The following is a 21,816-nucleotide window of genomic DNA, read 5'->3' on the forward strand; positions in this document are numbered from 1 at the left end:
CAAGGGTTGAAAATTTTAAGAAACCGGTTACCCTTGGTGGTAACCCACTTCGGTTTTACGACTTTTAAGGACGCTTTACATGAAGCTCAACATCCGCAAGACCCTCACCGTAGCTACCGCTGTGGTCGCCCTGACCGCTGGCACCGTTCACGCTGCCCCCGCTTTCGCTGACGAGCCCGTTGCAGCTGCTCCGAGCAACGCTGCCCCTGCCCCTGCCGCTCAGGATGACCAGTCCGGCAAGGACAAGAACAAGGATCAGGACAAGGATAAGGACAACTCCACCTCCTCCAAGATCTCCGGCGCCCTGGGCTCCTCCGAGACCCCCAAGGACGGCGACAACGACGGCAAATCCAAGGTGACCACCTGGGCTGACAAGATCGGTGAGATCGTTAAGCTCATCGGCATCATCGCTTCCCTTTTCACCGCAGTTGTCTCCATGCAGACCGCTATTGAGAAGCTCACCAAGAACTTCGCACCCCGCTTCTAAAAGCGCCTAAAAAGCCGCGATGTGTGTTAACACATCGCGGCTTTTTCTTTCCTTAGGAAAGTTCCTGCCCCGTACTCCGATAGCGTCACCGTCTATTTAAGGCTATGCAGGGGCCGCCACACGGTAAACATCGAACACACCCTCAATGTTGCGCAGTTGCGTCATCAGCGACCCGAGTTGCTTCGTGTCAGATACTTCAAAAGTGAATGTACATACAGCCACATGGTCGTCCGATGAGCGGCTCGTCATCGCTACTACGGCCACTCGCTGCTCATTGATCACCCTTGTGAGCTCAAACAATAAACCCTGGCGATCCAGTGCCTCTACGCCGAGTGTCGCGGCGAAAACAGAGCTTCCAGACTCGCCCGCCCACGTGACCTCGATGAGACGCTCAGGTTCCTGATGGAGCCTTTCTGAATTGGTACAGTTCACGCGGTGCACAGACACGCCGCCACCCTTGGTGACGAAACCGAAAATCTGGTCACCGGGCACCGGCATGCAGCACTGGGCAACTTTGGCGAGTACATCAGGCTGGCCCTGGACCAACAAACCACTATCTTCAGAGCCTGCTTTGCGCTGCTTAACAAGGTCCTGGAGAATTCCGCTGCCGGCCGCCCCAACATCATTAGAGGACTTTTCCCCGAATAATGCCACCAAACGCTGCGCCACATGCTGCGCCGAAATACTACCGGCACCAATGGCGGTATACAGAGCGTCAACATCGTTATAGTTGAGGTCTCCCGCCACGGTTTTCATGGACTGCGGGGTGTAAAGTTTGCTCAGCGGCAAACCACCACGGCTAATTTCGGAAGCCATCGCCTCGCGGCCCTCTTCAAGGTGTTCCTCCCGGCGTTCCTTTGCAAACCACTGCCGAATCTTCGACTTGGCCCGCGGTGATACCGCAAAAGTCATCCAGTCCCGCGAGGGGCCGGCATGAACATCCTTCGAAGTAAAGATCTCTACCCTGTCACCCGATTTTAGGGACGATTCGAGGGCAACGAGCTTGCCATTAACCTTCGCACCGATACAGCGGTGACCGACCTCTGTATGCACCGCGTACGCAAAGTCCACTGGCGTCGCGCCGACAGGAAGGTTAACGACATCGCCTTTAGGCGTAAAGGTAAAGATCTGTTTCGCGGTTAAGTCGTAACGCAGACTGTCCAGAAATTCGTTGGGGTCCGCGGCGTCTTTCTGCCAATCCAACAGTTGTCGCATCCATGCCATCTGGTCGACTTCTGCTTGATCACCCTTGTGACTGCCCTTGGTCTCCTTGTAGCGCCAGTGGGCAGCGATCCCAAACTCGGCCTGATAGTGCATCTCGTGCGTGCGCACCTGCACCTCCAGGGGTTTACCCCCCGGGCCCATGACTGTCGTATGCAAGGACTGGTATACCCCGAATCGGGGTGCGGAAATATAGTCTTTAAAACGGCCAGGCAGCGCGTTATACAGAGAGTGCACTGCGCCGATCGCCGCATAGCAATTATTGACGTTATCGACCAAAATACGGATGCCCACAAGATCAAAAATCTCGTCAAAATCATGTCCGCGGACAATCATCTTCTGGTAGATCGACCAGTAGTGCTTCGGCCGTCCCATAACCTCGGCTGCAATATGGTTGTCTGACAGCACCCGCGACAGCGAATCGATGACGTCCTCCATATAACGGTGGCGGGAGGGTGCACGGTCTGCGACGAGGCGAACAATCTCCTCGTACTTCTTGGGGTACAAGATTGCAAAGGAGAGATCTTCCAACTCCCACTTCACCGAAGCCATACCCAGTCGGTGAGCTAACGGCGCGATAACTTCCAGAGTTTGACGGGCCTTCTTCGCCTGCTTCTCCGGGGGCAGGAAGCGCATGGTGCGCATATTATGCAGCCTGTCGGCCACTTTGATGACTAGGACACGGGGATCCTCGCTCATCGCAACAATCATCTTGCGGATGGTTTCAGCCTCAGCTGCTGCGCCAAGCGCCACCTTATCCAGTTTGGTAACCCCGTCGACCAGCCGGGCTACTTCAGGCCCGAAGTCCGCGGTCAGATCGTCGAGTGAATAATCGGTGTCTTCCACGGTGTCGTGGAGTAGCGCCGCAACCACCGTGGTGGTATCCATGCCAATTTCCGCTACAATCGTTGCAACAGCAAGTGGGTGGGTGATGTAGGGGTCCCCCGACTTGCGATACACCCCTTCGTGCAGACGCTCGGCGGTATCATAAGCCCGTTCGATGACCTGGATATCAGCTTTGGGGTGGATGCTGCGGTGAATGCTAACCAACGGGTCAAGCACAGGGTTTGTCTTGACCCGCGACCCGGTAAGGCTGCGCGCTAGGCGCGCCGACATGCTGAGCATCGTCGCTTGCTGCTTCGATGGCAATGCCTTGTGGCCTCGGGCGTTGCCGGGCCGTGGGGAAGATTGCGATCCTGTACCTTCTGGCATCACTATCCCCTGCTTCTCTTCACTCGATAGGACGGCCCATCAGCCCTGGAAGCAAAGAACCTTCCTCCAGGTGACGGACATTACACTTACACACTACCGTGCTACTGGGTAGCGCTAAACATTGGGGCAAGCGTTGCTCTCATCATTGCCAACAACTATCAACGGTGTGTCCCCCACTGCCTCACGGCCTCCGAGCCCCGGAACCTCCAAGACGACGGCACAACCAGTGACGACGGCGCCTGCACGTTCCAGCAACGACGCGGCGGCACTAAGTGTACCGCCAGTCGCCAACACGTCATCGACAAGAACGATCCGTTTATCTCGGACCAATGAATCATCGTGAGGAACCTCAAGCGCTGCAGTTCCATACTCCAGGGCATATTCTTGGGAGAACACCGGCGGAGGCAGCTTCCCAGCCTTCCGGATAGCCAAAATACCCAAGCCGAGACGATACGCAACCGCGGAGCCAAGCAGGAAACCCCTGGCGTCAAGGCCAGCAATAAGATCAGCGCCGCATTCCTTTACACGTTCCGCCAAGGTATCAACCACCAAAGCAAAAGCCTCAGCATCAGCAAGCACAGGGGTGAGGTCTTCGAACAACACCCCCGGCAGCGGAAAATCGGGAACCCTACGCATACGTGCATCTAGAGCCTCATGTACACAGGAAAAGCTCATGCTATTTTTTCTCGCCTTCTTGGGCCTGAGCCCAACGATCCATATTCCAGCCGATACCGGCTAGAGCCGTGTGGGCCACAACGTTAGCAACCCTTCTGTCAAAAACGAGAGTTCGCGGTTGCACCGACAACGGCACGGTAGGAACTGTCGACCACAACCGTTGTTCCTCCGCCCTCAACGACTCGACGTCGCTCACCGTGGCATTCGATGTGGGATAAGAGTAATAAGGGTCAATAGCAACCAATAATGCGTCGGCAGCACCATCAATGACTTCGCTCACTGACCACGACTGAGACCACTGTGCCGCAGGATCCTCCGACTGAGCTGCACCGAAACCATAATCAGAAGCATCAGAGGTCCTAATCACGTCACTCGGGTAGGAAGCCTGATCAGAAACATCGACCACCGTCACTCCTGCTTGGGCGCATGACGCCGCGATCGCCTGAACCATCGCGGCCTTCCGTGGATCCGGCCCCACATAGCCAATGCGCACCGTTGCATCCCTCAAAACCTCAGCCCCCGCGACGTCAGCAGTGATGTGCGCCTGGGCAATATCAGAAAGATTATCGTTGATAGGATCGTCCGCGGTGGTCAAACGCAAACCCATTGGCGCGACCTCAACACCCGCCACCTTCGACGATGCCGCTGCGACAGCAACCGGATCGACACAGGAAGCGAACGCACGTCTGGCAGCATTACTAGCAAAAACGCCGGCATTGCCCAAAGCCAACACCTCGTTAAGATCGCCCTCAACCGACTGGACATCAAAACGATTCTTCGGATCGTCACGATCCACCCAAGCCGGGAATCCGCTACCGACAAGATCAGCGATCTCAAGATCATTGTTGGCTGCCAACTCGGCGACATCTGCCCCAGCTGGCCACATGTAGATCTTGTCTAGTTCCGCAGGATCGCCAGGATAGGCCTCATTACGAACCAAAATCAAGGCCCCCTCCGGGGTACGGGACTCGATCATGAAAGGCCCACTCGAGGGAATAGACACCCCCTCAGGTGCGTCCAACCTAAACGCCGCACCATACGCCTCAGCTACTGAGGCAAGCTCATCCGGATCACGGCGATCCAAAGCATCAACCAACTGCTGAGAGTCCCACCCAACAGCCTGAGCAACCACGTGAGAAGGCATCACCGTTCCAGGAGAAAACAGCTCCCTCCAGCGCGACCCCAGACCGGGTTTAAAAAACAGTCGAAACTGCTTTGCCCCCGGTGCACAATCAACATGATCGACCTGATGCATCAAAGGCACAGCACTATGGAAGGTTTCCTTCATCACTCCGGCAGTGAAAGCAAGCAAAAAATCATCGCACGTTACTTCGACGTCGTCGGAATAACGCGCCCCTTGTGCAATCACATAGTCAATGACGCTACCGGCAGGTGCATCGGGAACAGAACCTTCACCGCTATAGAACGGTGCCGGCCCAGCGACGCCAGGAACATCCACCACTGAAGCCGTAGCGAAATCTCGGCTGGGAATAAACTGCCCCTCAGGCCCATGTACGAAAACACCCGGGAACAAGCGTGAGGCAATAGCGTCAGCACCAGTGGTCGCACCCAACTCGGAGCCAGCATTAACGGTTAAAAACTGAGCAGAAGTCGCATAGCCAAACTGATCCGGCCATTCTGGTTCCGGCTCCGAACAAGCCGTTGCACACAAACACGCAGCAGCCGAACAGAGTGCAATAGAAGACCGCAAGAGACCTCTTAGGGGCGCCACGTCAAACCCGCATCCGGATCCTGAGCAAGCGAAACGTGACGCTTTTCAGATTCCTCCACGACATCCACGGAAGCATCCACCAGATCGCCTGGCTCCTCGCCAGCAACCTGAACGCGAGCGCGCAGCACCGCGGCGTCATGCTTACGGATCTTCGCTTGACGAGACTTCAAAGACACAAGGAACGGGGTGGCGAGGAAAATCGAAGAGAACGTACCTTCGACCACACCGATCAGCTGGACCAAAGCCAGGTCCTTCAAGGTGCCCACACCCATCAACCACACAGCCACGACCATCAACGACGCGATCGGGATGGCAGAAAATAGTGTCGTAGAAATCGAGCGCATAACAGTCTGGTTGACGGCCGCATTAGCCAACTCGGCATACGTCCGGCGGCGTGACCCAAGGAAACCTGCGGCGTTCTCCTTAACCTTGTCGAAAACCACGACCGTGTCGTAAAGGGAGAAGGCCAGAACGGTCAACCAACCAATAACCGTCGCCGGAGTTACCTCGAAACCGGTGATCGCATAGATACCGGCGATCACGATGCCATCAACGCCCAAAGCGGCGATAGCAGAAATAGCCATATCACGCTCGAAGCGCAGGGTGATGTACCCGAAGATCAGAACGAGGAAAATGCCAAGCGACAGAAGCATGCGGTGGGTAATCGTAGAACCCCACGACTCAGACACCGTTGAATCGCCGATAGCGTCCGGGCTTGCCGTGCCGGTGGAATCCTTCGGCTGGTAAGCATCAAACAGCGCAAGACGCGCGGCGTCAATCTGACTCTGATCCAGGCGCTGAGAATTAATCTCCAAAATGCGAGACTCGCCGGAACCAACGACCTGAACCTGCTCGGGTTCAACACCGGTGGCCTCTTCAAAAGTCTGCGACACCGAACTTGGGTTGATGCCGCCCGCCGGCATGTTCATCTTAGTACCGCCGGAGAAGTCAATACCCAGGGAAAAACCGCGCAGAATAATCGCGGCGAAACACACCACAATTACCACAGCGGTGATCGAGTACCAGGTCTTCCTGCGTCCGACAAAGTCCAGACCGCCTGCACCGGTCAGCATCCTTTGAGCGACAGAAACTTTTGTGTCAGGAGTGGTATTCATAATCGCTACTCCCCTTTCTACTTAGCACCGGTGGTACCGGCCGTACCAGACGTGGAGGGGTCATCAGTTGCTGGTGACGTCGAAGACACCGCTGCGTCGCCTGGCAAGGACTCGCCAAGCGAGCGACGTTTCTGGGCGACCTTCATCACTCGGCCCAGGCCGTTGACTGCCGGGCGAGCAAACCACGCGCGGCGAGAAGCCAACACAAGCAGCGGAGCCGTGACCAAGAAGGTGATCACGAGGTCGAAGATCGTCGTCAACCCGAGGGTGAAGGCGAAGCCCTTGACATCTCCAACCGCAACGACATAGAGCACGACGGCTGCAATAAGCGATGCGAACGTGCCAGACATGATCGTGTGCTTTGCGCGGTTCCATGCGCGCGGCACAGCGGAGCGGAACGTACGACCGTCACGAACCTCGTCCTTAATGCGCTCATAGAACACGACGAAAGAGTCGGCGGTTGTACCAATACCGATGATCAGACCTGCAACGCCCGCCAAGTCGAGCGAGTAACCAAGCCAGCGTCCCAGCAACACGAGCGCACCGTAAATGAACGCACCGGATGCGAACAAGGAGGCGATGGCAAGGGTGCCAAACAGACGGTAGTAGGCCAGTGCGAACAAGCTCACCAGAATCAAACCGACAATGCCGGCGATCAGACTGGCCTTAAGCGATGCCAAGCCTAAGGTTGCAGGAACCGTAGTGGCGGTGCCACCAACTTCGCCATTTTCACCGGCGAAGGACAGCGGAAGTGCACCGTAACGCAGGTTATTAGCAAGGGCGATTGCTTCCTCGGTGGTGAAGCTACCGTCGATGGAGGTAGCGGAACCGATCGGAATGGCCGAGCGCATCACCGGGGCCGAAATCACCTTGGAGTCCAAGGTAATAGCGACCTGCTTGCCAATGTTCTCACTGGTCAACTGGGCCCAGGTGGCCGCACCTTCGTTGCCATCAGAGGACTTGAAACGGAAGGTAATTTCGTTTTGGCCCGATTGCGGGTTGAAACCACCGGTGATCGGGGAACCTGTGTCAATCTGGGAACCAGTCAGTCGCTGGCCATCAACACCCTGCTGGCCCTTCAACAATGGTGATGCTTCCAGCACTAGATTGTGGCCCGAGGTAGGATCACAAGCCACCAGGGGCAAAGCCGGGCTATCAGCACCAGCCAGCGGATCGGGATCATCGTTGCACACCATCAGTGCAGAAGCAGCAGCCAGTGTGGTTGGATCTTCCGATTGGCGATCAGCCTTAAGGACCTCAAGCTGCTTTGAACGTAACTCGGCCGCTTCGATGGAGTTCTCCGGTTTAGCCGGTTCCTCAGCATTCAAAGTGATGTTGGATTTCTCTGGCTGCGCCGGGGCTTCTCCCCCAGCCTGAGCTGCGGCATTCGCAAGCGCCGAGTTCAACTCGTCGTAAATAGCGTTGACGCGCTCCTGCGCAGCATCTTTGGAAATGACACCTGCGTGAACCCAGCGGGTTGCCATCTGCTCAACGGTGCTTGGCAGAGACTGGTAATCTACCCCAGCCCCCTCAGAGACCGGCCGGAAGACCAATTGGGATGTCTCACCCAACGTGCGAGCCTGAGAGGTATCCTCACCCGGCACCGTGATGACGAGGGTGTTACCGTCTGTCACCACGCTGGCGCCGCTAACGCCCATGCCGTTGACGCGCTTTTCCAAGATCGCACGGGCCTGTGCGAGCTGATCCTGGGTGGGTTGCTCACCCTGCGGCACGAGGGTGACGCGCGTACCGCCCTGAAGGTCAATACCGAGCTTCGGCATAGCCTGCTTGTTACCCGTGAAAAACACCAGCGAATATACAACGGCCAAAAGCAAGACGAACAAAGCGATCGCGCGCTTCGGCCAGGCAGCTGACCCGCTCGCCAGACGGCCGGCTTGTCGATCATTGAGGGCCAAGGGAAAAGCTCCTTATAAAGAAAAGAGAATGTCTATAAAAAAGACAAAGACCAAACACTTAACCTACCCTATTTGGCCAGAGCTTTACCCACCGGGGGCGAATTCTAAAGACCGATCGCGCCCTCGGGCGGTTCCAAACCCAAGTGTCGCCATGCAGCAGCAGTGGCAACACGGCCACGCCCGGTGCGTGCAACCATGCCCGCACGCACCAGATAGGGTTCGCACACCTCCTCAACCGTGGAGGGCTCCTCACCCACAGCGACCGCAAGGGTAGACACACCCACAGGCCCTCCCCCATGCCCGTTGATCAGCGCATCCAGTACTGCCCTGTCCAGTCGATCAAGCCCCATCTCGTCTACGTCAAACACCACCAGCGCTGCCTGCGCGGAGGAAAAATCGATGTGACCATCAGCATGAACTTCCGCATAGTCGCGTACGCGGCGTAGTAATCGGTTGGCAATACGCGGTGTCCCCCTCGACCGTGAGGCGATCTCAACCGCTGCATCAGGGTCAATGCCCACCCCAAGGATTCGGGCCGCACGCGTGACTACCTTCGTTAAGTCCGCGACGTCATAAAACTCCATCTGCGCTGTAAAACCAAATCGATCACGCAACGGGCCCGTCAGCATTCCAGAGCGGGTGGTCGCCCCAACCAATGTGAAAGGTGCGATCTCAAGCGGAATGGAGGTCGCCCCGGGGCCTTTGCCGACGATCACGTCGATGCGGAAATCCTCCATAGCCATGTAGAGCATTTCTTCCGCAGGTCGGGCGATACGGTGAATTTCGTCGATGAACAGCACGTCGCCCTCCATCAGGTTCGACAGCATCGCCGCCAGATCACCGGCTCGCTCCAATGCGGGGCCAGAGGTCATCCGCAAACTCGAGCCAAGCTCTTGGGCAATGATCATCGCCATGGTGGTTTTGCCCAAGCCAGGGGGGCCAGACAGTAGCACGTGATCCGGTACGACGCCGCGTCGTTTAGCACCGGTCAACACTAGGTCAAGCTGGTTGCGCACCTTGGGCTGGCCAATGAACTCCGACAGGCTCTTCGGGCGCAAGCCGGATTCGATGTCGTTGTCTTCGCTCTGGGCGGTCGGTTCGATGGGCGAGGAACCGTCTATCCTTTGCGACGTGGGTGTGCGTGCACTGGGGGCGATGTTGAATTCTGTGCGTTCAATCTCAGCCATTGGTGGTTATGTCCTCGCTCGGTGTCGGATGGGGCGGTTCCACTGTGTGCTTATTTGCCCAGTACTTTCAGGGCGGCGCGCAGCGCCTCTGAAGTCGAAGCATCCGGCTGGTTAGCGATCACTGTCGCTACGGCTTTGTCGGCCTGCGCTGCGGTAAAGCCTAGACCTGTCAGTGCCTCTACGACTGACTCTGTTACTAATGACGTCGCGGGGCTCGCCGCAGACGAGACAGTGTCGTTCGTTGCACTGGGTGCTGCTGCGTAAAGGTTGACCTTGTCTTTCAGGTCGACCACCATGCGTTCGGCCATTCGCTTGCCGACACCGGGAATTTTTTGCAGGCCTTTTACATCGCTAGTTGAGATGCGGGTGGCGAGATCTTGAGGCGTGTACACACTCAAAGCTGCGAGGGCTAGTTTCGGACCGAGCCCGGATACCGACTGCAGGGTGTTGAAAATGTCTCGGCTTGCTGTATCCGCAAAACCGTAGAGAACCATTGCGTCTTCACGAACCACCATTTGTGTGAAAATATGACGCTCTTGGCCTTTGTGCATTTCGGCGAGGGTTTGCGGGGTGGCGAGAATCGCGTAGCCGACCCCACCGCATTCGATGACGGCGCTGTTTAGCCCGACCGAGAGGACGGTGCCTCGAAGGGAAGCGATCATGTTCATTGGTACGTTGATCCTTTAACGGTGGCTAGTAGAGGCGCCCGCCAGCAGTGGCAGACTGCTAGCGCGAGGGCGTCTGCTGCGTCGGCAGGTTGTGGGGGTTCGCTGAGCCCAAGTATTCGAGTGATCATGGCGGTCATCTGTTTTTTATCCGCCCGGCCGTTTCCGCTAATGGCCTTTTTTACCTCGCTGGGGGTGTACATGTGTACCGGTATCCCCCGTTGCGCTGCTGCGAGGACAAGCACCCCGACTGCGTGTGCCGTGTGCATCACAGTCGAGACGTTGCTGCGTTCGAAGATGCGCTCAATGGCTACGACCTCAGGTTGGTAATCGTCCATCCACTGGTTAACGCCTTCGCTCAAACCCAGCAGGCGATCGGTGAGATCATCACCGGACGGCGTGCGCACGACCCCCACGGCAATCGGTAAAACCTGTCGGCCCCGGCCCGCCTGCACAACTGACAGTCCGCAGCGTGTCAGACCAGGGTCAATACCCATTACACGCAGACCCTCAAGGTTCATCATTGCCATAAATGGTCAACCCTCTGCCAGTTGTCGTGGGGGAAATACGAGGCTGATCTAGGCGTCAAGTGCAGCGACGACCTCATCGCTGAGGTCCATGTTGGAGAAGACATTCTGCACATCGTCGGAATCCTCAAGGGCGTCGATGAGCTTGATCATCTTCTTGGCGCCATCGACATCCAAGGGCACCTCGACCGATGCGCGGAAATCGGAATCCGCCTCGTCAATTTCAATATCGGCGGCGACCAGTGCTTCCTTCACCGCAACCATGTCACCGGCAGCAGAAACCACTTCGTACTTTTCACCCAGGTCATTAACCTCTTCAGCGCCAGCTTCCAACACTGCCAGAAGGACATCGTCCTCGGTCAGTTCGCCCTTGGCGACGGTAACCACGCCCTTGCGGGTAAACAGGTAGGACACCGCACCAGACTCGGCCATGTTGCCACCGTTTTTCGTCATAGCGGTACGAACTTCGGTGGCTGCGCGGTTGCGATTATCGGTCAAGCACTCGATCAGAACGGCTACGCCGCCAGGGCCGTAGCCTTCGTACATGATGGTCTGCCAGTCGGCGCCGCCGGCCTCTTCACCAGCGCCGCGCTTGCGGGCACGCTCGATATTGTCGTTGGGAACCGAGGCCTTCTTGGCCTTGCGGATCATGTCATCCAACGTGGGGTTGCCAGCAGGATCGCCGCCACCGGTGCGGGCCGCTACCTCAATGTTCTTAATCAGCTTGGCGAACTCTTTGCCACGCTTAGCATCGTTAGCGGCCTTCTTATGCTTGGTTGTGGCCCATTTTGAGTGTCCGGACATTAAGTAACGTCACCTTCCGATATATGTTTCGCTCGTTCTAAACCGTTAACTATAGCGCGCCCAGGAAACCAACCCGCGCGCCAGGCCGCGGGCAGCACCCGCGAACCTATCATCAGGGATGGGTATAGCCCGCTTGCTCAACTAAAGAGGCAAAGTACGCGTGCACTCGAGTATCGCCAGACACCTCGGGATGAAAGCTCGTCGCCATAACGTTGCCCTGCTGCACGCCCACGATCGCGCCGGCGTGTTCACCCGACGGCACGCGGGAGAGCACCGCGACGTCATCACCAACACGCTCAACCCACGGAGCACGAATGAACACTGCAGGCACCGTGCCCTCGACACCGGCGAAATCCAAGTCAGCTTCGAAAGAATCCACCTGACGCCCGAAAGCATTACGCCGAACGTCCATATCAATAGCACCCAACCAGTGCGCATCCGGACGTGTGTTGAGCACCTGGGAAGCAAGAAGAATCATCCCCGCACACGTTCCGTACGCAGGCAACCCCTGAGCCAGCGCCGATCGCAACGGTTCCAAAAGGCCCCCTAGCTCCAGCAACTTAGACATTGTTGTGGATTCACCCCCCGGCAAAATCAAACCATTGAGCCCTTCGAGGTGCTCTACGCGACGCACGGCCCGATGCTCGATGTTCAATTCATCTAGAGTGCGCTGATGTTCCCGTACGCCGCCTTGCACGGCCAAAATACCAATGAGCATGCCGCTAAGTGTAGCGACCGAGCCCCTCTTGAGTTACCACCGCCACCATGTTTCCTCCGGCGTCATAGAAGCGACCCTCTGTAAATACGCGCGCTCCGAAACCCGTCGGACTGCGCTTATCCAAAAACAGCCACTCCCCCACGTTGATCGGACGTTGGAACCACACAGCATGGTCCAAGCTGGCCTTATCAACATTGAGTGCCTCCGGGTGCTCGGCAGCCTCAACAGCACGAACAAATCCACTTTGCAGCACCGTCATGTCGGAGCAATAGGCCAACGCCATTTCATCAAAATAATGAAAGTCGCCAGCCGGACGCGGCCCCTTGTAACGAATCCAGGCCTGAAGGTTGTCATCGTCGGGTTGTTGCTTGGGTAGGATACGTATATCCCAATCCGTCCACTCATGTAGCAACAGCTGCACGAATTCGGGTGTCAGCCGGCTAAAGTCAGACTCTACCGATTCTGGGCCAGCGAAGAACACCTCTGGAGGCCTCACACCGTGATCGGGGCCAATGTCACCCGGTTTTTTAAAACTGCATTGGAGAGTGAAAATCAGTCGCCGCAACCCGGTTGGCTGCCCGTCAGCATCCAAACGGTCCTGGTACGCCCGCACACTTCGGAAGCAAAACCCACGTCCATCGCGCAATTTTTCCACTTCGTATGTGGTGTCGATCGTGGGGTTGCCTGGGGCCAAGAAATAAGCGTGCAGTGATTGCGGCGCGAAAGATTCGTGCACGCTGCGCAAAGCGGAAGTGAGTGCTTGAGCAACGACCTGCCCGCCGAACGTTCTCCATAATGTTGACTCGACGGGACGCCCCCGATATATCTGGAAAATCCCTCTGTGTTGGTCACTAATGAGGTTGCCTAGCGGATGCGACTGATCCCCGCCATCGGGCACGCACTCTTCAACGCAGTCGAGCTGCAGCGCTCGGAGCGTTTTTGTTAAGCGCATATCCAATGGCGTCATTAGAATTCACCTCACGTACCGCCGGCAGTTAATCGGCGGTTTGTGCCACTCTGCCAGAACTGTTTTTACCAGCCGCGTTCCGCAAGGCGGTGGGGCTGAGGGATTTCGTCGACGTTAATGCCGACCATAGCTTCGCCCAATCCACGGGAGACGCGGGCAACGGTGGCGGGGTCGTCAAAATTCTGGGTTGCTTGAACGATGGCGCGTGCGCGCTTCTCGGGGTCACCGGATTTGAAGATGCCGGAGCCGACAAAGACGCCGTCCGCGCCGAGCTGCATCATCATCGCGGCGTCAGCGGGGGTTGCGATACCACCGGCGGTGAATAGCACGACAGGCAGGGTGCCGGTTTCGGCAACCTCACGAACGAGCTCGTAGGGTGCCTGCAGTTCCTTGGCTGCGACGTAAAGTTCGTCTTCGGCCATGGAGCGCAAACGGTTGATTTCTGCGCGGATGGTGCGCATGTGGGTGACCGCGTTGGAAACGTCCCCTGTGCCTGCTTCTCCCTTGGAGCGAATCATTGCGGCACCTTCGTTGATGCGACGCAGTGCTTCGCCGAGGTTGGTGGCGCCACACACGAACGGAACGGTGAAGTCGAACTTGTCAATGTGGTTGGTGTAGTCGGCCGGGGTGAGAACTTCAGACTCGTCGATAAAGTCGACGCCGAGGGATTCGAGTACCTGGGCTTCGACGAAGTGGCCGATGCGTGCCTTCGCCATGACGGGGATGGACACGGCGTTGATGATGCCTTCAATCATGTCGGGGTCGGACATGCGGGAGACACCGCCCTGTGCGCGAATGTCGGCGGGAACGCGTTCGAGCGCCATGACTGCCGTGGCGCCGGCATCTTCCGCTATTTTCGCCTGTTCGGGGGTAACGACGTCCATGATGACGCCCCCCTTCAGCATTTCAGCTAGGCCACGCTTGACGCGCGCGGTACCACGGTTGGGGGCGTTGTTGGCAGCCTGATCGGCGGAGGTGCTCAAAGGAATCTGTCTCCTGTGCTGGTGTTTTTGCTCGTGCGGGGCAGGATCCTGCGCGGCGTCTAGAAGCCTTGAACGCATTCACTGTGCTGCCCGTGTCCTGTGACGAACAATATGCTACCTGACGCGTGGATCGAAACCGTGTTTCCCCCCACATGTGTGCACCTCCTAATGGTGGGCAAGGTGGTGCGCTGAGGGTTTCACTCGCAGCGTTCTGTGCGTTATGACGCCGCGTTGAGGTCGCAGTATTCAGGCAAAGGCGCGGTTCCTGCGAGTTTGAGAAACCTCACTAGTGGTCGGAGTCGCAGGGATCGCGTATCGGAGACTGCTTCGTTGTAGAAGCGGAATGCCAGGTCAACACGCGCCTGGCTGTCGACGACTGCGGGGTGGTCGGCGACAGCTGACTGGGCTATGGCTTGATTAAACATCCGTTCTTTGTTCGCCCTGGCCTCCACGCCTTGGTTTGCGAAGCGTAGCTGAGACAGTGCCTGGGCTTGTGTCCTTAGGGCTGGTTCGACGGCAGCGACGATGGCGGCTCTTTGGTCCAGAGCGACCTCGAGTTTGATCCGTGCTGCGTCGGTACGCACATGGAGGCGGTTGAGTCTTTGTGCGCTAAAAATCATCCAGGTGGCGAGTAGCGTCAGCGCCACGACGATGGCGAGGAACGCAAGAACAACCCCAGTGTTGGCGAGGGAGCCTACTGCGATAACTGTAGAGTTTTGGGCGGGGCTCATTCTTTATCCTCCTCGCATTCGCCTTGTGCGCCGTGCAGTGGGCTCGGCGAGTTAGCCTGCAGCCGTGCAGTTTTGAGTACGCTCAGAGGCTTGTCGCGGGGTTTTTCTAGCGTTACGGTGCTGCCGTCGGCGACCGTTTCATACACGCGCATAATGCTTGCTGCTACGTGGTCCCAGTCGAATTCCACGGCTCGTGCGCGTCCTGCGTTGGCTAGGCGGTTGCGTAGCGCTGAGTCGTTGGCAGCGCGGCGCAGTGCTTGTTGCAAGCTATCGCTATCGCCGCTTCGGAACAGCAGGCCTGCTGGCGAGTCACTGTCTGCATTACAGACAGCTTTGAACGCTTCGATGTCGCTGGCTACGACTGCACAACCTGCTGCCATGGCTTCGACAAGGACGATACCGAAGCTTTCGCCACCGGTGTTGGGGGCGACGTAGATGTCGGCTTTCCCGAGCAATCGGGCTTTTTCTTTGTCGCTAACTTTGCCGTGGTAGGCCACTCCAGGTGTGTCAATCGGTGTACCTGATCCGATGACGTCGACTGTAAGTTCAGGCTCCGTGTCGGAGCGGTTGTTTCTGCTGCGGTCGATGTGTAGCGCTTCCAATAGCAGTTGAAGCCCTTTACGTGGTTCATCGATGCGCCCTAGGAATACCACGCGCACTACTCCATCGCTGGCGGGTGCTTCCTTGGACCGGGCAGCAACGAACATGGACGTGTCGACCCCATTGGGTATGAGAACGGGGTCTGTTCCGAGCTGCTGTACTTGCCAACGCCTCGCCATTTCGGACACCGCGATACCGCCGCGTACTTTTTCTAGCAGGGGGCGCAGCATCGGTGCTGCTGCTTTAAGGAGCATCGAACCCGAACTGGACGCGTGGTAGGTGGCAACAATTGGCCCTTGGGCTAGTTTCAGTGCACGCATGGAGAAACTAGGTGAGTTGGGTTCGTGGATGTGCAGAACATCGAAGTGACCCTGTTCTATAAACTGAGCAAGCTTTTGGTCGACGGCTGGCCCGAGCGACAACCTAGCAACAGAGCCGTTGTAGGGGATCGGCAGGGACTTTCCGCCTTTAACAACAAAGCTTGGCACGGGGGTTTCTGGGCTGCATGGACCGATAACCCGAACGTCGTGCCCTCTGTCGATGAAGTGCTGAGCGACGTCGATGATGTGGGCTTGCACGCCCCCTGGTTCGTCGAAGGAGTAAGGGCACACCATGCCTATTTTCATGGTTGTTCCCCGGCCTCGTCGTCTATTTTGGGTCGGCTGAGTGGCTGCAGGACGTGCCAGTCTTCTGGGTGTGCGCGTAGCTGTTCGACCATGAGGTCTGCGACGGCTTGCAGAGTTGCGCCAGTCCCCCGTTGGATTAGCTGGCGATCGAGTTCTGGCGAGATGTCGAAGCCCCAGCCCTGTTGTCCTTGGAAGAAGCAGTGCGCAACGTGTAGAGCTGCACCTGTTTCCGCGGCTAAGGTTGCTGCACCGGTTGGCATGGTTGCCTTCATGGAGCCGAACTCTACGGGCATACCGTTATGTTTAAGGTCTCGTTCTCCCAGGAGGCAGACGATTCCGCCAGCGCGAAGGACGTTCTGCAATTGTGGATATGCGGGTTGCCCTCCGCTGAGAGGCAGCACGCGGAAACCTAGACCCTGGCGGAAGCTGAGGAATCGTTGGTAGAGGATTTCTGGTTTGAGGCGTTCTGCCACGGTGGTAAATTCCCCAGCATAATTGGCCAACCATAGGCCAGCCATGTCCCAATTACCGGAATGGGTTAACACAAGGATGACGCCGCGGCCTTCGGCTACTGAAGCATCTAGGTGCTGCTGGCCACGGACGCTAGCATCGAGCGTCTGCAGCAGTGTGCGTTTGCGGCTTGGGCTTGCGACTAGTTTGGGGAGTCTGAAGGCCTCGCACCAATATCGGGCGTAGGAGCGCACGGCGGCCAGCAGGAGTGCATCGTTGACTCGCTGCTTGCCAAGGATGGCTTCAAGGTTGCTTGATAGTCCGCTGAGTCCGCTGCCCCGTTGGGCTCGTCGCCAAGCTACGCGAGCACCAATGTCAAACAACGAACGAGCTAGCTTATGGGGTAGCCAGCCGACAATTTTCCAAGCTAAAAGGTAGCCCGCCGCAGACAGTGCTTGGGTGGGAGAAACTTTGCCCATTTATCGCTCCGATGGGCCGCGGAGCTCCTCAGCGGACTTCGCGCCGTGCGGGGCGGCTACACCTGCGGCTGCTTGTGGGTCGCGCGAGGCTAAGACTAGGCGTTGAACCACTGTGATAGCAGAGGCCACTGCGAGGATAACCATTGCCCAGTGGAGCACCGACACGAAGCCTACCGACGCAGCGAGCAGACCGATAAACGCGATGATGATACGTTCGGGCCGTTCGATGAGCCCGCCGTTTACTTTCATCCCTCCGGCTTCAGCGCGGGCTTTCACATAAGAGATCATTTCGGAAAAAATGATCACAGCGAGGGTTGAGCCTAGCACTATCCGCGGGGCCCCATCGGTATAGAACAGCCACCATGCGATAGCCGCAAATAGTGCACCATCGGTGAGTCGATCACAGGTGGCATCAAGAGTTGCACCGAAGGCTGTTCCTCCACCGCGCATCCGGGCCATAGTTCCGTCAAGCATGTCGAAAGCTGCGAAGATAGCGATCAGCACAACGCCCAAAAAGAACTTGCCTTGTGGAATTGTCATGACGGCAGAGGCGACCGTCACGAGGCTTCCTATCACTGTCACTGCGTTCGGTGTGAGGCCAACTTTGAGCAGTCCGCAGGCTATGGGCTCAACGACTACGGCAGCTGGCCCGCGGCCGCTACTGCTTAACACGAAAGGTCCTTCCAGGCTTCGGCGAATAATGCCCGCGTATCCCGGAGGCGTTGGGGCAACACCTTGGTGCTGTCTATGACAGTCATGAAGTTGGCATCACCAACCCAACGGGGCACGATGTGCATATGCAGATGGTCAGCGACTGAACCACCGGCGGCCTTGCCAAGGTTAAGGCCAACGTTGATCGCGTTTGGGCTGGACACCTGTTTGATAACCTTCACTGCCTGCTGGGCGTAGGCCATCAGCTCCGTAGATTCTTCAACGGTGAGGTCTTCCAGGTCACTGACTTTACGGTAGGGAACGATCAGCATGTGCCCGGGGTTATATGGGTAGAGGTTAAGAACGCAGTAAACGTTGCGGCCGCGTGAGACGATCAATCCATCTTCGTCCGATAGCTTGGGGACTTCAATGAAGGGATCCCGCGGAGCGGAGGACTCTTGTTCACGGTCCTGAGCACCCAGGGCAATATAGTCCATGCGGTAGGGGGCCCACAAGCGCTCTAATCTGTCCGGGGTTCCCAAGCCACAGTCAACAACGGTGCGTTGAGTATCTTCTGGCTCAGCGTGCCTGTGCTGGGTGCTCATAACCGCCTCTTTTTCTTACTGACTATCAGTGGCAGATGCCGCGGCCACCAGGGACGAGACGGCTTCTTCGCTGGGCTGCGTGTTATTGCGCTTACTGATCCACTGGGTGATGATGTCGACAGCTTGCGCCACCGGCACGCCGTTAACCTGCGTGCCATCTAGGAAGCGGAAGCTCACAGCTTGAGCTTCAACGTCCCGCTGTCCAGCGAGCAACATGAAGGGCACACGCGAGGTGGTGTGGTTGCGAATTTTCTTCTGCATACGATCGTCAGAGGTATCAACCTCTGCACGAATACCCCGATCGCGAAGCTGCTGTGCCACGCCCTCGAGATGGGGCACGAAAGCTTCGGCGACCGGAATGCCCACCACCTGGTGTGGGGCCAGCCAGGCGGGGAAGGCTCCAGCATAGTGTTCGAGAAGAACACCGAAGAAACGCTCAATGGATCCGAAGAGCGCACGGTGAATCATGATTGGACGCTTTTTAGTTCCGTCACTGGCGGTGTACTCGAGGTCGAAACGCTCGGGCAGGTTGAAGTCCAACTGGACGGTAGACATCTGCCAGGTACGGCCGATCGCGTCGCGTGCCTGTACGGAAATTTTGGGTCCGTAGAAGGCTGCTCCACCCGGATCGGGCACCAGGTCTAGGCCGGAAGCATCTGCCACGCGCTGGAGGATCGCCGTGGATTTCTCCCAGATCTCGTCAGAGCCAACAAACTTACCCTCGTCCTTGGTTGATAGCTCCAGGTAGAAATCATCCAAACCGTAGTCACGGAGCAGGGAGATGATGAAGTCAAGAACCTGCGTGAGTTCTTGTTCCAGCTGATCCTCTGTGCAATAAATGTGGGCATCGTCCTGCGTGAATCCGCGAGCACGGGTGAGTCCGTGGATGACGCCGGACTTTTCGTAACGGTAGACCGTGCCAAACTCAAACAGTCGCAAAGGTAGTTCACGGTAAGAGCGACCACGAGATGCAAAAATCAGATTATGCATCGGGCAGTTCATGGGCTTTGCGTAATAATCTTGGGGCTGTTTGGTGCAGTGGCCTTCCGCGTCATACTCGCCATCTAGCTGCATTGGGGGGAACATGCCGTCTGCGTAGAAGTCCAGGTGCCCGGACTTCTTAAACAAATCACCCTTAGTCAAGTGAGGAGTGTTGACAAAGCTATATCCAGATGCGATGTGGCGACGGCGGGAGTGCTCTTCCATCTCAAGGCGCACAATTGCACCATTCGGGTGGAACACTGGGAATCCAGAGCCGATCTCATCGGGGAAGCTGAAGAGGTCGAGTTCTGTGCCAAGGCGGCGATGGTCGCGGCGTTCAGCTTCTTCCAGCATCAGCTGGTAAGCCTCCAAAGCCTCCTTGGACTCCCAGGCCGTACCGTAGATTCGCTGCAATCCGGCATTGGACTGGTCCCCGCGCCAATATGCTGCAGACGAGCGCGTCAGTGCGAAAGCGGGAATGTATTTGGTGGTCGGAACATGAGGACCGCGGCACAAGTCGTACCATTCAACTTCACCCGTTCGCGGGTTGAGGTTGTAGTACCCGGTGAGCTCCCCGGCGCCGACCTCCGTTGCCTCGTCAGAATTGGGATCGACGTTACCTTTATCTTCAATGAGCTCCAGCTTGTAGGGCTCGTGTTTGAAGGCTTCCCATGCTTCTTCTTGGGAGGCGTAGACGCGACGCTCGAATTTTTGACCTTGTTTGATGATCTTCTTCATGCGCTTTTCGATGCGCTTGAGATCTTCAGGCGTGAAGGGCTCCGCGGCGTCAAAATCGTAGTAGAAACCGTTGTCGATCGCGGGACCGATGCCTAGGGTCGTTCCCGGGAACTCAGCTTGGACAGCCTGTGCCAGCACGTGAGTACACGAGTGACGGATGACAGCTCTGCCAGCTTCGGTGTTCGCAGGCACCGGGTAGAACACTGTGTCGGAATCAGGCACAAACGAAAGGTCCTTGAGGGTGCCGTCTTGCGTTTGCGCGCACACAATGGCCTCCGGCCCCTTGTTGGGCAGTTCCAACTCGCGCATCGCTGCACCGATGGCGGTACCTGCTGGAACAGTGAAGGGGGACAAATGGGCACTCGAGCTGTCAGTGATACACACGTTGGGTGTGCTCCTTCTATAAATTCAGGCGTGCCCGGCATACCTGGCCGGAACACGCGACGATAGTCCCCCATATCCTAGCGCGTCGCACACCGCTAGCTACATCCAACCGCGCCTTGGTGGCCAGTCTGCGCTAGCCCAGCAATTCCTGCCCCCAGTATTTCCCCTGCTGCGTGCCTGGTGGGCAGAAATATAAAGCGGAACCAATGTGAGTAATCCACTGATTAATCCGGTCGCCTTCATCTAGGCGCTGCTGGATCGGGCTGAATTGCTTTCGGTGATCTTTTTGAAAGCAGATGAACACGAGCCCGGAATTAGAGGTTTGTCCTCCCGCTAACGTCTGGCTCGTCGGTGGCAGGTCGTAATTGTAGGCACGCCTCCGAATTTGCTGCTCGGGTTTCCCGCGTGGAATGGTGGCGCGAGCCATGTGGCTCATAGGGTCTATTACCGGCAATCCCGTACCATCGGTAGCTCGGAAATCCGGGGCGTCGAATTCTTCCGTGCCAGACAACGGCGCACCCGTATCTAACGCTCGACCAAAGGCTGTCTCGCGGCTAGTTCGGTCAAGCTGCTCCCACGTGTCGAGGTTCATCGCAATACGCCTAACAACCATGACGGTCCCACCCCGCTGCCACTGTGGTCCTTGACCAATCCATACGACGTCGTCGTAGTCCCGCTGATCACGGGGGTTCACCGTGCCATCTTTTAGGCCGAAAAGATTCCGGGGGGTGCCCCGTTCGGCAGGCTCATTAAAGCCTTGTTGAATCCACTCGACTGCGACATATTCCACAGCGGAGCGAATCATGTGCCGGGTGGCGTGCGCGACCGTCACAGCATCATCCCCACAGATTTGCAGTGCAAGATCGGTCTGTCCCCACGCTGGGTCCAACTGATCTTTGCTAAACGAGGGAATAGGGCTGAGGATCTCTGGAATGTCGCGACCGAGAATTTCGAATAGCCGCGGACCGAAACCACAGGTAATAGTCATATTAGCTGGGTTTTCACTGAGTTCCGGCTCCAAGGAGCCCACCGGGTTGCGTCCGCTACATAGTGCGCGCGCGTCTTCGGTCCACAGGCGTAGCAGGTTGCGAATCGACGTGGGGTCGGTTTGAGCAAGGACATTAAAACCGACCAGATTCAATGTCGTTTGCGCCTCGGTGGAGATGCCTGCCTGATGGGGCCCATCAAAGCCGACTAACTGTGCTTTTTCCTGCGCTCCATCGCCTGTGGTGTGCTCAGGCTGGTTGTCACAAGCGGACAATGCGGCGCCCGCTGCACTAGCTGCGCCGAGGGCGAAACCGCCCTTTAGAAAAGCCCTGCGTGATACGCCCATGGCAGTAGTCTCATCTCCTTTGGCAGATG

Annotated in this window: 19 protein-coding genes and 1 pseudogene; 1 reads left to right on the forward strand and 19 read right to left on the reverse strand. The window is 57.3% G+C overall.

Translation table 11 applies throughout. The features are described from left to right. Nucleotides 1–79: 79 nt before the first annotated feature. Entirely contained in the window at nucleotides 80–487 is a 408-nt protein-coding gene (locus CARG_RS05230; RefSeq protein ID WP_020976363.1) for a hypothetical protein, read from the forward strand. Nucleotides 488–589: 102 nt separating this feature from the next. On the opposite strand, the pseudogene CARG_RS05235 reads toward CARG_RS05230, so the two are convergent. The 19 genes and pseudogenes from CARG_RS05235 to CARG_RS05325 form a co-directional block, all read right to left on the reverse strand. Continuing rightward, nucleotides 590–2,917, reverse strand: a pseudogene (locus tag CARG_RS05235) (RelA/SpoT family protein); the annotation flags it as partial. Nucleotides 2,918–3,034: 117 nt separating this feature from the next. Beyond that, a complete protein-coding gene (locus CARG_RS05240) occupies nucleotides 3,035–3,595 on the reverse strand; it encodes an adenine phosphoribosyltransferase (RefSeq protein WP_020976365.1) in 561 nt (186 codons plus the stop codon). 1 nt (nucleotide 3,596) lies between these two features. Beyond that, nucleotides 3,597–5,306, reverse strand: a complete 1,710-nt coding sequence (locus CARG_RS05245) for an ABC transporter substrate-binding protein (protein WP_020976366.1) — start codon at nucleotides 5,304–5,306, stop codon at nucleotides 3,597–3,599. 8 nt (nucleotides 5,307–5,314) lie between these two features. Continuing rightward, a complete protein-coding gene (secF, locus tag CARG_RS05250) occupies nucleotides 5,315–6,442 on the reverse strand; it encodes a protein translocase subunit SecF (RefSeq protein ID WP_020976367.1) in 1,128 nt (375 codons plus the stop codon). A 17-nt stretch (nucleotides 6,443–6,459) separates the two neighbouring features. Further along, nucleotides 6,460–8,223 (reverse strand): protein translocase subunit SecD, encoded by a 1,764-nt coding sequence (secD, locus tag CARG_RS05255; RefSeq protein WP_144198685.1) that lies wholly within the window; start codon nucleotides 8,221–8,223, stop codon nucleotides 6,460–6,462. Between the two features lie 239 nt (nucleotides 8,224–8,462). After that, on the reverse strand, nucleotides 8,463–9,545 hold the full coding sequence (gene ruvB, locus CARG_RS05260) for a Holliday junction branch migration DNA helicase RuvB (RefSeq protein ID WP_020976369.1): 1,083 nt from the start codon (nucleotides 9,543–9,545) through the stop codon (nucleotides 8,463–8,465). Between the two features lie 50 nt (nucleotides 9,546–9,595). Then, on the reverse strand, nucleotides 9,596–10,207 hold the full coding sequence (gene ruvA / locus CARG_RS05265) for a Holliday junction branch migration protein RuvA (protein WP_041747502.1): 612 nt from the start codon (nucleotides 10,205–10,207) through the stop codon (nucleotides 9,596–9,598). Between the two features lie 2 nt (nucleotides 10,208–10,209). Further along, the gene (gene ruvC / locus CARG_RS05270; protein ID WP_041747504.1) at nucleotides 10,210–10,731 is read right to left on the reverse strand and encodes a crossover junction endodeoxyribonuclease RuvC; all 522 of its coding nucleotides are present in this window, start codon (nucleotides 10,729–10,731) and stop codon (nucleotides 10,210–10,212) included. Nucleotides 10,732–10,788: 57 nt separating this feature from the next. Continuing rightward, nucleotides 10,789–11,541 carry a YebC/PmpR family DNA-binding transcriptional regulator gene (locus CARG_RS05275; RefSeq protein ID WP_020976372.1) on the reverse strand — a complete coding sequence of 251 codons (753 nt, stop codon included), beginning with the start codon at nucleotides 11,539–11,541 and terminating at the stop codon, nucleotides 10,789–10,791. A 112-nt stretch (nucleotides 11,542–11,653) separates the two neighbouring features. Continuing rightward, a complete protein-coding gene (pdxT, locus tag CARG_RS05280; RefSeq protein WP_020976373.1) occupies nucleotides 11,654–12,259 on the reverse strand; it encodes a pyridoxal 5'-phosphate synthase glutaminase subunit PdxT in 606 nt (201 codons plus the stop codon). 4 nt (nucleotides 12,260–12,263) lie between these two features. Next, the gene (locus CARG_RS05285) at nucleotides 12,264–13,226 is read right to left on the reverse strand and encodes an acyl-CoA thioesterase (RefSeq protein ID WP_020976374.1); all 963 of its coding nucleotides are present in this window, start codon (nucleotides 13,224–13,226) and stop codon (nucleotides 12,264–12,266) included. Between the two features lie 65 nt (nucleotides 13,227–13,291). Further along, nucleotides 13,292–14,209 carry a pyridoxal 5'-phosphate synthase lyase subunit PdxS gene (pdxS, locus tag CARG_RS05290; RefSeq protein ID WP_020976375.1) on the reverse strand — a complete coding sequence of 306 codons (918 nt, stop codon included), beginning with the start codon at nucleotides 14,207–14,209 and terminating at the stop codon, nucleotides 13,292–13,294. Between the two features lie 218 nt (nucleotides 14,210–14,427). Beyond that, on the reverse strand, nucleotides 14,428–14,940 hold the full coding sequence (locus tag CARG_RS05295; RefSeq protein WP_020976376.1) for a hypothetical protein: 513 nt from the start codon (nucleotides 14,938–14,940) through the stop codon (nucleotides 14,428–14,430). Then, nucleotides 14,937–16,166, reverse strand: a complete 1,230-nt coding sequence (locus CARG_RS05300) for a glycosyltransferase family 4 protein (RefSeq protein WP_020976377.1) — start codon at nucleotides 16,164–16,166, stop codon at nucleotides 14,937–14,939. Before CARG_RS05300 ends, CARG_RS05295 begins: the two co-directional genes overlap by 4 nt. Next, nucleotides 16,163–17,095 (reverse strand): phosphatidylinositol mannoside acyltransferase, encoded by a 933-nt coding sequence (locus tag CARG_RS05305; RefSeq protein WP_020976378.1) that lies wholly within the window; start codon nucleotides 17,093–17,095, stop codon nucleotides 16,163–16,165. Before CARG_RS05305 ends, CARG_RS05300 begins: the two co-directional genes overlap by 4 nt. Next, on the reverse strand, nucleotides 17,096–17,767 hold the full coding sequence (pgsA, locus tag CARG_RS05310; protein ID WP_041747011.1) for a phosphatidylinositol phosphate synthase: 672 nt from the start codon (nucleotides 17,765–17,767) through the stop codon (nucleotides 17,096–17,098). Next, on the reverse strand, nucleotides 17,761–18,351 hold the full coding sequence (locus CARG_RS05315) for an HIT family protein (RefSeq protein WP_020976380.1): 591 nt from the start codon (nucleotides 18,349–18,351) through the stop codon (nucleotides 17,761–17,763). Before CARG_RS05315 ends, pgsA begins: the two co-directional genes overlap by 7 nt. Nucleotides 18,352–18,366: 15 nt before the next feature. Further along, nucleotides 18,367–20,379, reverse strand: a complete 2,013-nt coding sequence (thrS, locus tag CARG_RS05320; RefSeq protein ID WP_081761712.1) for a threonine--tRNA ligase — start codon at nucleotides 20,377–20,379, stop codon at nucleotides 18,367–18,369. Nucleotides 20,380–20,587: 208 nt separating this feature from the next. Next, nucleotides 20,588–21,787 carry a Dyp-type peroxidase gene (locus CARG_RS05325; protein ID WP_020976382.1) on the reverse strand — a complete coding sequence of 400 codons (1,200 nt, stop codon included), beginning with the start codon at nucleotides 21,785–21,787 and terminating at the stop codon, nucleotides 20,588–20,590. Between the last annotated feature and the right edge of the window lie 29 nt (nucleotides 21,788–21,816).

The organism is Corynebacterium argentoratense DSM 44202 (genome assembly GCF_000590555.1).
Taxonomy (GTDB): domain Bacteria; phylum Actinomycetota; class Actinomycetes; order Mycobacteriales; family Mycobacteriaceae; genus Corynebacterium; species Corynebacterium argentoratense.

Bases quoted from the DNA above. Each gene is read 5' to 3' on its own strand.
- CARG_RS05230 (WP_020976363.1), top strand. From the start codon at position 80: ATGAAGCTCAACATCCGCAAGACCCTCACCGTAGCTACCGCTGTGGTC.
- CARG_RS05240 (WP_020976365.1), bottom strand. From the start codon at position 3,595: ATGAGCTTTTCCTGTGTACATGAGGCTCTAGATGCACGTATGCGTAGG.
- secF (WP_020976367.1), bottom strand. From the start codon at position 6,442: ATGAATACCACTCCTGACACAAAAGTTTCTGTCGCTCAAAGGATGCTG.
- secD (WP_144198685.1), bottom strand. From the start codon at position 8,223: ATGCCGAAGCTCGGTATTGACCTTCAGGGCGGTACGCGCGTCACCCTC.
- ruvB (WP_020976369.1), bottom strand. From the start codon at position 9,545: ATGGCTGAGATTGAACGCACAGAATTCAACATCGCCCCCAGTGCACGC.
- ruvA (WP_041747502.1), bottom strand. From the start codon at position 10,207: ATGATCGCTTCCCTTCGAGGCACCGTCCTCTCGGTCGGGCTAAACAGC.
- ruvC (WP_041747504.1), bottom strand. From the start codon at position 10,731: ATGAACCTTGAGGGTCTGCGTGTAATGGGTATTGACCCTGGTCTGACA.
- CARG_RS05275 (WP_020976372.1), bottom strand. From the start codon at position 11,541: ATGTCCGGACACTCAAAATGGGCCACAACCAAGCATAAGAAGGCCGCT.
- pdxT (WP_020976373.1), bottom strand. From the start codon at position 12,259: ATGCTCATTGGTATTTTGGCCGTGCAAGGCGGCGTACGGGAACATCAG.
- CARG_RS05285 (WP_020976374.1), bottom strand. From the start codon at position 13,226: ATGACGCCATTGGATATGCGCTTAACAAAAACGCTCCGAGCGCTGCAG.
- CARG_RS05295 (WP_020976376.1), bottom strand. From the start codon at position 14,940: ATGAGCCCCGCCCAAAACTCTACAGTTATCGCAGTAGGCTCCCTCGCC.
- CARG_RS05300 (WP_020976377.1), bottom strand. From the start codon at position 16,166: ATGAAAATAGGCATGGTGTGCCCTTACTCCTTCGACGAACCAGGGGGC.
- CARG_RS05305 (WP_020976378.1), bottom strand. From the start codon at position 17,095: ATGGGCAAAGTTTCTCCCACCCAAGCACTGTCTGCGGCGGGCTACCTT.
- CARG_RS05315 (WP_020976380.1), bottom strand. From the start codon at position 18,351: ATGAGCACCCAGCACAGGCACGCTGAGCCAGAAGATACTCAACGCACC.
- thrS (WP_081761712.1), bottom strand. From the start codon at position 20,379: ATGCGCGAGTTGGAACTGCCCAACAAGGGGCCGGAGGCCATTGTGTGC.
- CARG_RS05325 (WP_020976382.1), bottom strand. From the start codon at position 21,787: ATGGGCGTATCACGCAGGGCTTTTCTAAAGGGCGGTTTCGCCCTCGGC.